Consider the following 15210-nt stretch of genomic DNA (forward strand, 5'->3'; position numbering starts at 1 on the left):
TTGATGGAAGATCACCTACAGTGTTTTATATTAGTGAAGCGCAGCGGGCGTTTAATAGTAACAATATATGCAGGCAATACTGGATAAAATAGCAGAAAAAGCAGGAAGCGACCTGGTAACACTGTTAGCAGAGACATTAACCGGCTCAGAACTGAACTCTTTATTACTGGAAGTATTTGACAGGAAAACAGCCAGCATGCGGCCGGCAGATCTGCTGCGTCAATATGCGATTAACCGGTTTGTACAACCCTCGGATACGGATGTGATACAACTTCGGACTAAAGAACTAGCAGTATTGCAGTTATTGCAAGCACTGAACTTTACTCCGCTGGAACTATCACCTGTATCGTTATTAGGCACTTCCTCAGTATTGGGAAGTGTAGATCAGAAGAAGATTATCAGTGCAACCAGAGGTACAGAAGTATTATCTGACGCCACCAATGCCATGGCGATACATATTGCCAGTCAGCAGCAACTACATAGCCAAGCATTCAGCAGTTTTTGTACTACACACCGCCATATACGCACACCACCGGTAAAGGTAAAAGGGCATAGCGCACACTTCACTATTGCTTGTTGTGTAAGTGCAGGGACAGATACTGGAAATTACAACTTTGAGACTACCGCAATCACCACTCATTTTACAGCAATACAGCGCATATTAAAGGAGATTTTTGATATAGATGTTCAGTACTTCAAATTGCAACCAAGAGCAGGTTATAAGAACAGCGAGCAACTGCTGGAAACAATCACACGACACCTGAAGGACAGTCACCCTATACAGGTGGATACGACAGTAAGTCCGAACGCCTACTATCAGGGAATACAGTATAAAGCGGTGATCACTCATCAGGGAAATGATATTGAGATTGCTGACGGTGGGTTTGTCAACTGGACACAAAAGCTGCTGCAAAATAAAAAAGCGCGTTTCTTTATATCGGGATTGGGCATAGAATATCTTAGCAGGATACTGTAAAAGTATACCTTATGTAATCCTCATTTTAAAATAGGATTATCTGTTTTAAAAAAGATTTCTGTGAGTTCAAAATATGGGCTAACTTGATTGAGAGACCGTGAATAAGCCTTACCAGTGCGGCAAACCTCAAAGACCTTAATACTTATTCTCTACCTGGCATTCGCCTGAAATTAACTACTAGCTGCTAATCTTACAATTATAGGATGTGGAACGTCCTGGCATAATCATGTGCATGTAATGGCCGGTATCCGCTTACCGGCAGTTGTCCGTGGGCTTACAGATACTGCTGATGGCAACTTTATTCCTGAACTGGTAAAAGTGTTACGTCAGACGGTATTGGAGCAGGTAGAGAAAATGGTTAGCGAAATGGAACTGGCATAGTAAGTACTACAAATAGAATGGGTACCGTTAAAAAAGGCCGCATCAGTAATGATGTGGCCTTTTTCATATACAATAGCAATAGCTGAGAACTGACTGATTATGGAATTGAGTAAGTGATACTCAACTTAGGTCTTCTCGCAGGATCGCTGTTTCTGCTACCAGCGAAGTTCAGGTTGCGGTAGTAGTTTTCCACCTGGAGCTGCAATGCAAATCCGTAGTTCTGTCCACTGTTCACAATATCCTGCACTAATGAGGTCACATTAAGGGTAACGCCATAGTTCCACTGGGTAGTAGACGCAGGAACTGCAACCTGGTTAGTAACTGTTGTAGCAGGCTGGTTGTTCCACGTGATGGTGTTCTCATTCCAGGGACCTGTAACCCGCCTGATATAGGCAGCATTGGATCCGTAGGAGCTATAAGGAGAACCCGGATAGAAGGAGTTGCCTAAAGGATTGGCCACAGCAGTACCTGGCGCGAGGCCTGACAGAGTCAATATAGCCGAAGTAACCGTTGTACCAGGCGGCAGGAATCCGATACCGGAGAATCCGAAGAAGTCTCTCGATATACCTACTGTACCGGAATATGTCCAGGCGGAAGTACCCAGATCGGGATTACTTACCAGGTTAACACCAGCATAGGGAGGATTGCTGTTAACAAGGCAATCGTACTGCGTGCTGCTGGCCAGCGCAGTCAGCTCTAAAGAGTGTACGCCGGTCGTTAGCTTGGCAGCCAGCTCGCTATCCGGTGAAGCGGCTGGGAGTTTAGCATCACTGTTTTCTTTACGGCAGCCGGCAAAGGCGAGCATTGTCATAGCAGACATGCAGAGGAGTAGTTGTTTCATTTTCATGAACATGAGGGATTAAGGGTTTTACTATGAAATTAACGGAACAAAATGTTGTGGGTTGTTATCGGATTAGGGTATACTTTCAAATATGTAAACGAAGTTAATAAGCGATAGTGGAAGGGAGGCAGCAGTCTAATAAGAAAAAACGTCTCATGTTGGAATGAGACGCTTTTTTATCACATGAACAACCCTAACCTAATCAGGCAGCGTCAATTGCTTCGCGTAATGCTTTTGCTGCAGCAGCAGGATCCGGAGCTGCGTAGATAGCTGCACCAGCTACTGCCACCTGAGCACCAGCTTTGATTACAGCCTGTACGTTCTGCAGGTTCACACCACCTGCAATAGATACTGGTGTGTTAGCAACAGCCGCTTCGTCTATCAATACCTGGATAGAATACCCTGGTGTCCATTGTTCGTCCAGTCCTGCATGCAGTTCTACAAATTCAGCCCCTAAAGCAGCAGCTTCTCTTGCTCTTTCAACTCTGTTCGGCGCACCGATGGTATCAACAACCACACCTTTACCATGCGCTTTAGCAGCTTTAATAGCCCCGGCAATGGTAGCATTACCAGCAACGCCTAATACGGTAACCAGGTCTGCACCTGCCTTAAATGCGATATCTGCTTCCAGTTCACCGGCATCAGCGGTCTTCAGGTCAGCGAATACTATTTTATCCGGGTGAGCTTTTTTCATCGCGGTGATAACACCTATACCCATATTCTTGATCAGCGGAGTTCCTAACTCGATGATATCAACATAAGGCGCTACCTTTCCTGCCAGTGCCAATGCTTCGTCTGTAGTGAGCAAATCAATTGCTACCTGTAATTTTGCCATATATTATTCTTTAGATATTACGTTGTATACTATTCCATATTTGCGTGAAGCTTCCAAACTTCTTCTGGTGGAGCGTCACTTAATTTCCACATAGCCTGAAAAAGTGCATCGGTGACAATGAGCACACTTTGTTCAAACAGGCTGCCTGCATATTGCCTGGAGATAGTGCCATGAAAGTCCTGTTTCTGCGCTGCCGGTATTACCAATACAAATTGTGCTATGCCTGCCAGGGGGGACTCGGTGGTGGTGGATAATGCAGCTATTGTTGCACCGGCGGCATGCGCTTTTTCGGCCGCCTTTACGATAGAGCTGGTAGTACCTGAACCAGAAGCGGCCAATAACAGATCTCCTTTCAGAATGGCTGGCGTGGTTGTTTCTCCGACAACATGCACATTCAACCCCAGGTGCATAAGACGCATGGCTGCTGCTTTCATCATTAGTCCGGTCCTTCCTGCACCAATCACAAATATTCTGTTGGCCTGTTGTAGTAGTAATGCCAGAGATGTGATGTCATCGATTGATACATTCTTTGTGAGCCGCTCATTTTCTTCCAGGATCATGGGGAGATCCACTGTCAAACTCTTTACCAGAGCCTCTTTATCAAATGCGATCATGTGTTCCTTATTTCGATGACAAAGTTACTGGTCAGCAGGCTGTTCTGCTTTATACTATCCGCCCAATCAATGGTACAATCAGGAAACATGCGGGCATCTATATCCTGATTATCCTATCTAATGGGCAAATTATCCAATGCAGACGTTGTAACTTTACATACTGTTAATTGAAAAGTGTGTTGGTATGTTGGAACAAGAAAGCAGGTCGCCTTTAGAACAGACGTTGTTATATATCAGGAATCTGGATAGTTGTCCGCCGAGCTATTTATATGACCCTGGCAGAAAGGACTTTTTTGAGGTATTATGGTTGCAGGACGAGTATCCCTTGCACCAGGTAGGCCCAGAGTTATCATCTGTGAAAGGGCATTGGGTATATCTCATGCCTCCGTACAGGGTACACCAGTTGAATAAAGCAGGCAAGAAGGGTATCCTGTTTTCCTTTAAGCGCGAGTTGCTGGAGGAAGAAGACAAAGACTTTGCATTAGACGTATTCCGGATATTTAATATCAGTGGAGAGTTTACGACTTTACGTCTTACGCCGAATATGGTAGAAAGACTGGAGAAAGTATATGAGTTACTGGAAGCGGAATATCGTGAACATTCCGGTAATCTGGCCATGATCAAGTCACTGCTGAAGGTATTTTTACTACATCTGATTAAGATGAAGCAGGAAGAATTTACAACGTTGGATATTAACCAGAAACGCGCTTATGAGTTTCTGCTATTACTGGAAGATCATTATATAGAGGAGCGGAATATGCAGTTTTATGCGGATAAGCTCACCATTAGTGCAAAACGCCTGAACCAGGTACTAAAAGAGGTATTGAATCAGACTGGGATCCAGTTATTGCATGACCGGCTGATACTGGAAGCGAAGCGCCAGATAATACATAGTGAGAATAGTATCAAAGAGGTAGCCTGGCTGTTAGGCTTCAAAGACAGGCCTTATTTCAGCAGGTTTTTCAAGGTACATACCGGGCAAACACCCGAGGCCTTTCAGAAACACGTAAAGCATCATATAGATACCTTGCTGAATACCCTGGTAACCTGAGATAATCAGCGATGCTATACTTGCAGCAAGTAAAGGATATTGACAACAACTATGAAAAAGGCAGCCGGCTCATATTTAATGGGCCGGCTGTTGGCATAATATAGTTCCCGTGTATATCTTCTGATTATTGCTTTTCAGCATTAGCCTTCAACCATTCTAGGCGGCGCTGATCGGGCAGATGTTTTACTGTAAAGCTCTCAAATTTGGCTTCAAATCCTTGTCCGTCGGGAGAGGCTGCCATGAGTCCAACCATTACCGGGTGGTTGTCAGTCAGGGGGGCATTACGTGTCATCACATAGTTAACATCATCAAATGAGTAGTAGAACTCCACAGCGTCGAGCTTCCTGACAGCTTTTATCCAGATAAAAGGTGGTACTTTCTCCAGTGGCGTTACACTCCAGTCGCTGGTAGTATGTGTTACTACGGTGCTGACGTTCAGTTTACCGTCAACAAACTCAACCCCGCTCTTGATATAATTCTTATGATCTGTTCTGATCATGATACCCATCTGATCGAAGCGGGCTTTATAAGCACCGGTAAGTTTTACCTTTACCTCAAACTCTCCACCGTAAGTAGTATAGTAAAACGGTGCGTCATCAACAGTAAATCCATAGTGGGAAATACGCCAATAATCGGTTTGCGGCGTTACGAACATGGTGAGTGTCTTGTTGTTAATTTTCCAGCTGGCAGGTTCATTGTACCATTGCATCTTTTCAAGGGTCTGGGCAGACAGCATTTGCGCGCCTGCCAGCATAAGCAAACCGAGAATTATCCTCTTCATTTACGAATTATTAATATATGTTTATAAAGGGCAAATAACCATACCGGTTATTATCTTTACAAAGGTAAACTCTTGCCTATTAAGGCACAATGGTTAAAAATAACCATAGATAACGATGAATGTATTTGAGACGCTCAATGCCAACTTACTGAGACAGCCATTCTCCGGCCAGGATACAGCCGCAATAATTGCACAATGCCAATGGATAGCTGCTATGTATGCCAGTGTCGAAAACGCAATCAGCGTTTTAAGCGATTTAAAGAACGATAAGAGCTACATCCATACCGGACATATCGCCCGGGAATTTAACCTGCCCTATAGCCCGGAAATGAGGCAAATTGACTCTATCTGGGAAGAGGATATCTTCAGCAGGATACACCCTGACCATCTCCTGGAAAAACACCTCCTGGAGCTCCGGTTTTTCCGCTTGCTGAAAAGCCTCCCACCGGTAGAACGGGCAGATTACCAGGTCAACAGCTACCTCCGGATGCGCAATAACCAGGAGGAATACGTGTCTGTCCAGCACCGCATGTTCTATCTGCATAGTAATAACGAGGGTAGTATCAGCCTCGCCCTGTGCCTATATAACTTCGGCGTCAATCAACTATCCCCCGACAACTACCACGGTACTATCCTGAATACCCAGACTGGCAAGGTGATCAAATCTGATAACCAACAGTTTAGCAATATCCTGTCTTTCAGAGAGAAAGAACTGCTACAGCTTATCAAAATCGGGAAAAGCAGTAAAGAGATTGCTGCATTGCTTTCTATCAGCATCAATACGGTGAACAGGCACCGGCAGAATATCCTGGAGAAGCTGCATGTCAGGAACTCCCTGGAGGCCTGCAGGATAGCGGATGCCATTGCACTATTAGGGTAGCAGTTACCGGGTTCCAACCTTGAAATACTTAATATGAAATCAACTCTTTTTTAGTACTTTAGCACCTTATTTACCCAACCTATCCCTTACTATGAAGCATCAGCTGCTAATCAGTTTTCATGCCAGGCGGCTCCTGTGCCTGAGCATGTGGTTATTCCTGTACTATCCACTTTCTGTAGACGCCCAGACAAATGATGATAACATAGCACTCGCTAATGTCGAGGAAACGTATGAATTTCAATACGATAGCCGGCAAAAGCAGGTAGTCATCAAACAGACGCTATATAAAGACTTTATATGCAACGGGTTCCGTTCAGAAATCCGCTTCTCAGAAAGCTACAATAGCCAGGAAGAAATCAAGAATGTAGCCATTACTGTCAATGGTAAAAGAGCTAAAGCTGTTATCCCGTCTTACGATTATCTGAACGTAGATGAATACTTCTATTCAGATATGAAAATCTGTCACTTTAATCTGCCGTTTGCCCTCCAGGGATCTCACAGTGAGGTAACTATCGAAAAAGAGATCAAAGATCCCCGGTATCTGACTACTGTTTACCTCAATGAAGACTATCCCGGACAACAAAAGAAGATCAGCGTGATCGTGCCCCGGTGGATGGATGTTGAAATACATACCTTCCATTTTGAGGGCCACAATGTTCAATCTGAAAAGAGCTATAACAAAGAACTGGACGCGGATGTCCATACTTATACTGCCAAAGGACTGCCGGCTATGAAGTCAATGTCCAGAAGTCCTGGTCCTACCTGGATTTATCCACATATACTGGTACGCAGCAAAGCTGCTAACTACAAAGGTGAAAAGACAGTCTACTTTGGTACTACACAGGACCTATACCAATGGTGCCACACGCTGACCGGTCAGCTGAAGCCAGATACTGCCTTACTTGGCGCTAAAGCGCGTGAGATCACTGCCGGCATTACTGACCCGTTTGCGCAGATGAAAGCCATCTTTTACTGGGTAGAAGAGAACGTACGCTACATCGCATTTGAAGATGGTATTGCAGGCTTTAAACCTGACGAAGCGCATGAGGTGATGAGAAAGAAGTACGGAGACTGTAAAGGTATGGCCAATCTCACCAAGGAACTACTGCTGCATGCTGGCCTCGACGCACGCCTGTGCTGGATAGGTACCAACCACATCATGTACGACCACAGCATACCATCTCTCAGTGCTGACAACCACATGATCTGTGCAGTAAAGTACAACAACAAATGGTGGTTCCTGGATGCTACAGAGAAGTATATGCAACCTGGTATCTATGCAGAGCGCATCGCTGGCCGGCAGGTCATGATTGAAAACGGAGACAACTGCTTACTGGAAAATGTCCCTGCCGTTACTGCAGAACAGAACATCCGCCGCTTCAAAGAATCGCTTACTATAGACGGTAACAACATGCGCGGTAAGATCAACTATCAATACAATGGTGAAAGCAAGTCAGATCTGCTGTATAACGTCAACCTCACAAAAAAGGACCGTTTACAAACAGCGCTCGAAAGCTACATCACCAACAGCGACCAACACTATAAGATCTCTAACGTGGTAACCTCTCCACTGGACCAGCGCGATGGGAACCTGGAAGTCAATTTCGACCTCACCTATCAGGATGCAGTGTCATCCTTTGGCAAAGAGATGTACATTGATATTGACTTCAACAAAGAGTACAATAACGCTGTCATCGATACTGTAAAGCGCACTTCCGATGTACGCCTGAGCACCAAATCCAACTACATCACCGAAACAGAGCTGACCATTCCCAATGGATATAAGGTATCGATGCTGCCGGAAGATCTGCATATCAAATCGCCTAATTTCACCTTTGATATCACTTACAAAGCTACCGGCAATAAACTCAGCTACCACAAGCAACTAAAAATAACGAACACTTATCTGTCCAAAGCTGACTTTGGCGAATGGAATAAAGCTATTACAGCGCTGTCTAAGAAGTATCTGGAACAGATTACCCTTACCCAACTATAAACTCCCTTACCTATGTTGAAATACAAATTTTTAATCCTATCCGGTATACTACTTGGCGCAGTATACCACTCCCATGCGCAGTCGAAGCAGGAAAAAGAGTACCAGGAAGAAGCCGAGTTAGTAAAACAGGAAATCTGGGGTGCTAACGACCCCGTGTTTGCCAGAACAGATATCCCTGTAAATTACAATAACGAATCAGCGGTTATCATTGCAATGAAAGTTACCCTGGGTGCAGACAAGACCCGCCGTCAGGATAACATCGCCTTCACCCTACATGAACGCATCAAGATTCAAGACAAGGCTGCCCTGGAAAACTACTCCGAGTTTAACCTCCAGAAACTGAAAACAACTGGCTGGTCCAGCAGTGTGAAACTGACCTCTTTCATGGGCATACGCGTGATTAAGCCCAATGGCCAGCAGCGCGATATCGACATGAAAGACGCGGTGAACATCAAAGACGAACGTAACGATAAAAAACAAAAGATCGCTATCTCTGACCTGCAAGTCGGTGACATCATAGACTTTTATGTAAGAACCAAAAAAGAAGCTTCCAGCTTTTATGCCTCTCCCGATCCATTGGATTACTCCATCGGTGAGAAATACCCCATGCTTAACTTCTCATTGAATGTGACTATTGATAAAAGAATGGGGGTATCCTGGCGTTATCTTAACGACCAACAGTCAGAACTGAAACGCAGTGATGACAAAGATAACTATGTGTTCTCTATTCATAAATCATATGTTCCCAAAGTAACTGATGAACGCTGGCTGTATGAGCAAAGAGCCTTGCCGACGCTGCGACTGGCCTATAACGGATTAAAAAGCAACGAGATTACCAATGGTATAGATGAAGAACGCATCCAGCGTTTCCTTACCTATGAGATCATCAGTGTGAATGCTGCCTATCCTACCATCTCATCCATCATAAACGGTTTCCCTGACCTGTTGGCAGACTATGCAACCCGGACGGGCATCAGAAGAAAAGATATCGACAAAAAGACGATCGCTGAACTGGCCTACTACTACATCCGCTACTCCTCTCTCTATAAAGAAACCTCTGCAGGTACTTCCATAGAGGTAGGACAGTCAAGAAAAACATATTATCCCCGCGAGCATTATACTGCGAATGCCTTCAGACAACTGCTGATCAGGTATGACATTCCTACGGAACTGGCAGCGGCGGTGCCTCGCAGAGTAGGTACGCTGCAGGATGTGGTATCGTTGGATGACCTGAACTACTTTATCATTGCCTATCCGGATGATAAACCCATGTACTGCTTCATGAGCAACATGCTCAGCTTCCCTAACGAACTGCCAACTCAGCTGGAAGGTCAGCAGGCATATAGCGTACTGGTAAGTGGCAGCTCCAGAGAGAAAGCAAATTCTTTTAAGAAGATTACTCTACCGATGAGCACTGCTGAGCAAAACACGGACGCAGAGAAAATGAATGTAACTTTTGCGGCAGACAATCTGCAGCAGATCAGCATAGACCGTGTTATCCGTGCGACGGGACAGTACCGGTATAACTATCTCGACATGCTGCTGTATGAAGATATGCTAAATGAAGAACGCAATAACCTGCATGTCGCTTCCTCCAGAGATCAGGATCTGATGGCTACCGGCTCCTTCAAAAAAAGAGCAAAGGAGTTTGACGTAGCATTCAGCAAAGCCAGGAAAGATATGGATGAAACTGTCAGCTCTAATATCACCAGTGAATTTGGAACTAAACCTACCGCCGTTACGCACTATAAAGTAGCTGAACAGGGACTGGAAAAACAGAACAAGCCTTTAACTATCCAGGAATCATTTACAATGGACGGATTTGTGAAGAAAGCTGGTAATAATTACATGCTAGATATCGGCAAACTGATCACTGAACAGATATCACTGACGGCGGAAGAGCGTAAACGTACTTATGATATTAACATGCCTTTCCCCCGCTTAGCATCATATGATATCATCATTAACATTCCTCAGGGCTATCAGCTGGAAGGTGCAGAAAACCTGAACAAGTCTGTAAATAACGAAACCGGCTTGTTTGAATGCAGCACTAAACTGGAAGACAACAAGCTGATACTCTCCATAAAAAAGGTATATAAGCATCATCAGGAAACATCTGCTGACTGGTCTAAAATGATAGCCTTTATGGATGCAGCATCTGACTTTAATAAACAGAAAGTGCTGCTGAAGAAGATGTAAACAGTAAGATTGTATTAAAAAGCGACATCCCATAGTTGAATATGCCAACTATGGGATGTCGCTTTTTGTTTATAGCTTCTTTTTTTATACTATAGAATAGTCGCTCCCAGTATTTAATATTGACGACAAGTTCATACGCACCGGTATATCAAACAGCAGGATTACATTTACCTGACTGGCACTGGAGATACAATCAAACGAATATATGTGTTGGTGAGGGCGAGTGCCCTTGTCGCTTTAGTACGTATCAGTATACGGGCTTGACTTAATAAACAACCTGGAATTATAATGTTTGCGAAACTCGTAGTCATACTTCTGTATCTGTGTCGAAGTCATAGGACTTCTCGTACAAATAATATAGCATATCCGTTGTTGTTGCTTATTCTTAGATCCAAGTATGGAGATTGTTTGCTTCAATTGGTTGATTGCATGTTCTAAATCCTGTCCCTTCAATTCGATATAGTACTCGATGCCTTTGGCCAGAAGCATATAATCACATCGCTGACCTTCTGTAATCTCACACCCATCGACATGTATCCGTACAGATTCAACCTCATCTTTGTTTTTTAATATAAGCTTACTTCTTTGTTCTTCAAACGTAAAAATCTTGTTTTTGGAGGTTACTCTACATCTTTCCATCAAAACTCAATATCTAAAAGTTTTCCAAATTCTATGGCAATATCATTCGAGATATTGTCCAGTTCTGTTTGTGTGATGAGATTTGTCTCCTGATCTATTAGATTCCCTATCTTACCATTGCTGATAGAATATGCCGTTAACAATCCCGATTTTAGCTGTTCCTGGTAAGGAACAATTCTTTCAATATCCCGCGCCTTATCTGGCATCAGTTCTGCAAGTCTTCCTGCTTCTAACAAGTTATTGAAAGAGGATAAAATATACGGGCTATGAGTAGTCACGAATATCTGGAAGGCATGCTCACTATCATTAAAGACCCTGGCCAGTAATTGTGTTATAGCTTTTTGCGCGTTAGGGAATAAATGCGCTTCAGGCTCCTCTATATAGATAGTTGCACCTCCTAAGGTACCGTGATGTAGCACCCACAAAAAAATGATCAAAGGCAATGTTTCCTGTTGCCCGGAAGAAGCATTGGATAGGTTAACCTTACGCTTGTCTTTATGAACAAGGTAGTCTTCATTATCTTCTCTGATATAGTCACCGCTTAGAATCTCAGCAATAATCTCATCAAAGGCAGTATCCGCTTTATCAGGATAAAGGCTCTTATTCTTGTATATCCGCTTCAACGCCTCGTAATTAGCGCCAAATTCAATGAGTAGTGGATCCAGTGAACTATTAGTCTTTAGTAACAGGAATATATTACTCTGAAAGTTTGCAAAGTAACTCCTGCCTGCAGGTATAAAGAACTGATTATTGGAAAGCGACTCATGGATATGCTGATTAATCAGCTCTTTAATCCTTTCAGCATCCGTATTGTTTTTACTAATCCTATTCAGCTTATCGGCTTCTTCCTCATATGCAGCCTTTACTTTACTGATGGCAGCCTGGACATAATCTGAGTAGGTGAACTGAAGCTGATTGTCTGTCTTATTTATAGCAAAGTGAACTTCGCCAATTGAATAGGTAATCTTAAAGTTATCTGATGGCCAAGTGTCCCTGGGGAAGAATGTTAAAAACTTCTCCTCCTGGATATCTTTGAGTAAATCCAGGTCTTCACCCTTCAGGATAGTACCAATCAACTCCTGGAAAAAGCTTGTGAAGAAAAAATGCAACTTCGCAGTAACGCTCTTCCCACTACCTTGCGGACCAATGAGAATATTAACAGACTTAAACTCGAAGTCCATTTCCTGAATGCCTGCGAAATTCTGAATGCTGATTTTTTCCATACTTCTGGATCTAACAAATCAAATATACCAAAAACAAAAAAGGAGATCAATCTCTTGATCTCCTTTTTTCCAGTCGGGGCGGCAGGATTCGAACCTGCGACCTCCTGCTCCCAAAGCAGGCGCGATACCGGGCTACGCTACGCCCCGAGACCCGACTGACATCTTCGCTTTGTTACCATCGCTTTCGATGTTTGGGATTGCAAAGGTAGGCAGTTTTTGGATTCCACCAAATAATTTTCAAAGAAAATATAAGTTTTTTTGAAATACCTTTCGGGGCGGCACAAGGGAAAGACCCTGAAACGCCCGCTGATAAAGAAAACCGACGATGACTATGGGCCTGAAAAAAATTTTGCTGATAGGGAGCTTTTTACTCCCATTGATCGCCTACGGACAAACGAAAAAACTTTCCCTGCTACCGAGCCAGCTGCTGGATGACAACTGGCGATTCAAAAAAGATAGTATCTCCGCTGCTGCACAACCTGACTTTCCGGATAACAGCTGGAGAACTATTCACCTCCCGCATGACTGGGCTATTGAAGACCTGCCTGGCCAGAATGATAGCACTATCATCGGCCCCTTCTACAAATACAGCCCTGCAAAGGAACATGGCGCTTATATCTCCGGAGGTACCGCCTGGTACAGACAGTCATTTTCATTGCCGGCTATCCCTGCCGGAGAGGCAGTGACAGTACGGTTTGACGGCGTCTATATGAACAGCGACGTATGGATGAATGGTCATCACCTCGGCAACCACCCCAATGGGTACACGCCCTTCACCTACGACCTCACGCCTTATCTGGCCCCTGCCGGTAAAAAGAACGTGCTCGCTGTCAGCGTCAGAAACGAAGGCCTGAATACCCGCTGGTATACCGGCGCAGGCATCTACAGGCATGTATACCTGGAAGTGTTACCGGCCGACAGACTACTGAAAGATAGTACCCTGATCTCTTTCCCGGTGGCTAATAAACAACACGCGCTTGTTCAGGTGACAACTGCTGTTCAGGGGAATAGTCATACTACCCGTATACTGGAGATCTGTCTGAAAGACAGCAGCGGACAAGTCATTGCCACTACCGCACAACCCGTATTCCTGCAAGGAAATGTGCCTGTTACAATTACTAAACAACTGCTGGTCAACAATCCTGCGTTGTGGTCGCCGCAACGCCCTTGCCTATACACAACAGTGATCCGCTTGCGGGATACTGTTGCTAATAAACAACCCGCCATCAATGATGAACTGACTTATGCCACCGGCATCAGACATATTACTATCAATGCGAAGAAAGGTTTTTTACTGAACGGAGAACGGTTGCTGCTGAAAGGTGGATGCCTGCATCATGACAACGGACTACTAGGTGCAGCCGCCTTTGACAGAGCGGAAGAAAGGAAGGTAGCCCTTATGAAAGCTAACGGCTTTAACGCCATCCGTACCTCCCATAATCCACCGTCAGCAGCATTCCTGGCAGCCTGTGACCGCCTGGGCATGCTGGTGATAGATGAGCTGTTTGATGTATGGCAGGAAAAGAAACTGCCCCAGGACTATCACCGCTTCTTTGCCGACTGGTGGGAACGGGACCTGAACAGTGTCATCCTGCGGGACAGGAATCACCCGTCTGTAGTGATGTGGAGTATAGGTAATGAAATCCCGGAACGGGCGGATAAAAGCGGCCTGACTATCACCCGTAATATGGTCAATGCTATCCACCGGTTAGATACCACCCGGGCCATTACTGCTGCTGAAAATGACTTCCAGGAACGTCCTTACAAATGGCAGGCTACTGACGCCTCATTCGCCCTGCTGGACGTGGCCGGTTACAATTACCAATGGCGCAGTTACGCACTCGATGCCATGCGGGTACCAGGGCGGGTGATGATGGGCACTGAAACGCTTCCGGGAGAACGCTACGATGCCTGGAACCAGGTGCTTGGACTACCTTACGTAATAGGAGACTTTGTATGGACAGCAATGGACTATCTGGGAGAAGCCGGCATTGGTCATAGCACTTATTCTGGTACAGGTAAAGGCCGGCTTACCTACCCCTGGATCAACGCCAATTGCGGCGATATAGACCTGATAGGTCATAAGAAGGCCCAATCCTATTTCCGGGATGTAGTATGGCGGAACAGTCCGGTGGCCATGCTGGTACATACCCCTGTCCCCGCCGGTAAGCAGGAGAAGGTGAGCGCCTGGGGATGGCCTGATGAATCGGTATCCTGGACCTGGCCGGGCAGGAAAGACTCGCTGATGCAGGTGCGCGTGTTTACCCGCGGGAAACGCATCGATCTGGTGCTGAATGAACAGAAGATTGGCAGTAAAGAGGTGACCGATAATACGCCGCTGACAGTTACGTTTGACATCCCTTATCAGCCAGGTGTACTCACAGCCTACGCCTATGACGCCAAGGGTAATGAGACCGGCAGTACGGCCCTGGTGACAGCCAACCAGGCGGTGGCGGTCAGGCTGACAGCAGATCATACGAAGATCCCTGCCGGCACAGGCTCACTGGCATATGTGAATATTGACATTGTAGATGATCAGGGGAGAATCGTACCAGATGCGAATTTATCATTAAAGTTGACTATCAAGGGTATGGGTACACTAGCCGGAGCAGGGAACGCATGTCCTGACTGTCCGGCGAGCTTCCAACAATCAAATATAAAAACGTATAAAGGACACGCATTAGCCATTTTAAGGGCAGATCACAACCCTGGAAGCATCACCCTTGAAGTGGCAGCTGAAGGGCTGAAAAAAGCTAAAATTGCGATTAAGACAGATTGATAAGTCTTGTTCGTC

The 15210-nt window shown here is 45.0% G+C and carries 12 protein-coding genes and 1 tRNA gene; 7 read left to right on the top strand and 6 right to left on the bottom strand.

Annotation, left to right across the window (positions count from 1 at the left end; genetic code table 11):
• Nucleotides 1-67: 67 nt before the first annotated feature.
• Both K1Y79_RS28020 and K1Y79_RS28025 read left to right on the top strand, forming a co-directional pair.
• The gene (locus tag K1Y79_RS28020) at nucleotides 68-976 is read left to right on the top strand and encodes a hypothetical protein (protein WP_220253533.1); all 909 of its coding nucleotides are present in this window, start codon (nucleotides 68-70) and stop codon (nucleotides 974-976) included.
• Nucleotides 977-1213: 237 nt separating this feature from the next.
• Nucleotides 1214-1357, top strand: a complete 144-nt coding sequence (locus K1Y79_RS28025; protein ID WP_220253534.1) for a hypothetical protein — start codon at nucleotides 1214-1216, stop codon at nucleotides 1355-1357.
• 97 nt (nucleotides 1358-1454) lie between these two features.
• Here K1Y79_RS28025 and K1Y79_RS28030 read toward each other — a convergent pair whose 3' ends face one another.
• The 3 genes from K1Y79_RS28030 to hxlB all read right to left on the bottom strand — a co-directional run bounded on the left by K1Y79_RS28030 (nucleotide 1455) and on the right by hxlB (nucleotide 3647).
• Nucleotides 1455-2204, bottom strand: a complete 750-nt coding sequence (locus K1Y79_RS28030) for a DNRLRE domain-containing protein (protein WP_220253535.1) — start codon at nucleotides 2202-2204, stop codon at nucleotides 1455-1457.
• A gap of 196 nt (nucleotides 2205-2400) precedes the next feature.
• The gene (gene hxlA / locus K1Y79_RS28035; protein ID WP_220253536.1) at nucleotides 2401-3033 is read right to left on the bottom strand and encodes a 3-hexulose-6-phosphate synthase; all 633 of its coding nucleotides are present in this window, start codon (nucleotides 3031-3033) and stop codon (nucleotides 2401-2403) included.
• A gap of 29 nt (nucleotides 3034-3062) precedes the next feature.
• Entirely contained in the window at nucleotides 3063-3647 is a 585-nt protein-coding gene (gene hxlB / locus K1Y79_RS28040; RefSeq protein WP_220253537.1) for a 6-phospho-3-hexuloisomerase, read from the bottom strand.
• A 184-nt stretch (nucleotides 3648-3831) separates the two neighbouring features.
• Between hxlB and K1Y79_RS28045 the strand changes: the two genes are divergently transcribed.
• Nucleotides 3832-4698, top strand: a complete 867-nt coding sequence (locus tag K1Y79_RS28045; RefSeq protein ID WP_220253538.1) for a helix-turn-helix domain-containing protein — start codon at nucleotides 3832-3834, stop codon at nucleotides 4696-4698.
• A 124-nt stretch (nucleotides 4699-4822) separates the two neighbouring features.
• Here the strand turns inward: K1Y79_RS28045 and K1Y79_RS28050 are convergent, their stop codons facing one another.
• Nucleotides 4823-5479, bottom strand: a complete 657-nt coding sequence (locus K1Y79_RS28050; RefSeq protein ID WP_220253539.1) for a DUF1349 domain-containing protein — start codon at nucleotides 5477-5479, stop codon at nucleotides 4823-4825.
• Nucleotides 5480-5594: 115 nt separating this feature from the next.
• On the opposite strand from K1Y79_RS28050, the gene K1Y79_RS28055 reads away from it, so the two are divergent.
• The 3 genes from K1Y79_RS28055 to K1Y79_RS28065 all read left to right on the top strand — a co-directional run bounded on the left by K1Y79_RS28055 (nucleotide 5595) and on the right by K1Y79_RS28065 (nucleotide 10554).
• Nucleotides 5595-6359, top strand: a complete 765-nt coding sequence (locus tag K1Y79_RS28055) for a response regulator transcription factor (protein WP_236059893.1) — start codon at nucleotides 5595-5597, stop codon at nucleotides 6357-6359.
• A 91-nt stretch (nucleotides 6360-6450) separates the two neighbouring features.
• The gene (locus K1Y79_RS28060) at nucleotides 6451-8355 is read left to right on the top strand and encodes a transglutaminase domain-containing protein (protein ID WP_220253540.1); all 1905 of its coding nucleotides are present in this window, start codon (nucleotides 6451-6453) and stop codon (nucleotides 8353-8355) included.
• Nucleotides 8356-8367: 12 nt separating this feature from the next.
• A complete protein-coding gene (locus K1Y79_RS28065; protein ID WP_220253541.1) occupies nucleotides 8368-10554 on the top strand; it encodes a DUF3857 domain-containing protein in 2187 nt (728 codons plus the stop codon).
• A 638-nt stretch (nucleotides 10555-11192) separates the two neighbouring features.
• Here the strand turns inward: K1Y79_RS28065 and K1Y79_RS28070 are convergent.
• Entirely contained in the window at nucleotides 11193-12416 is a 1224-nt protein-coding gene (locus K1Y79_RS28070) for an AAA family ATPase (protein WP_220253542.1), read from the bottom strand.
• A gap of 73 nt (nucleotides 12417-12489) precedes the next feature.
• Nucleotides 12490-12563 (bottom strand) — tRNA-Pro (locus K1Y79_RS28075).
• Between the two features lie 184 nt (nucleotides 12564-12747).
• On the opposite strand from K1Y79_RS28075, the gene K1Y79_RS28080 reads away from it, so the two are divergent.
• On the top strand, nucleotides 12748-15195 hold the full coding sequence (locus tag K1Y79_RS28080; protein ID WP_220253543.1) for a glycoside hydrolase family 2 TIM barrel-domain containing protein: 2448 nt from the start codon (nucleotides 12748-12750) through the stop codon (nucleotides 15193-15195).
• Nucleotides 15196-15210 lie beyond the last annotated feature (15 nt).

The organism is Chitinophaga rhizophila (genome assembly GCF_019492185.1).
Classification (GTDB): domain Bacteria; phylum Bacteroidota; class Bacteroidia; order Chitinophagales; family Chitinophagaceae; genus Chitinophaga; species Chitinophaga rhizophila.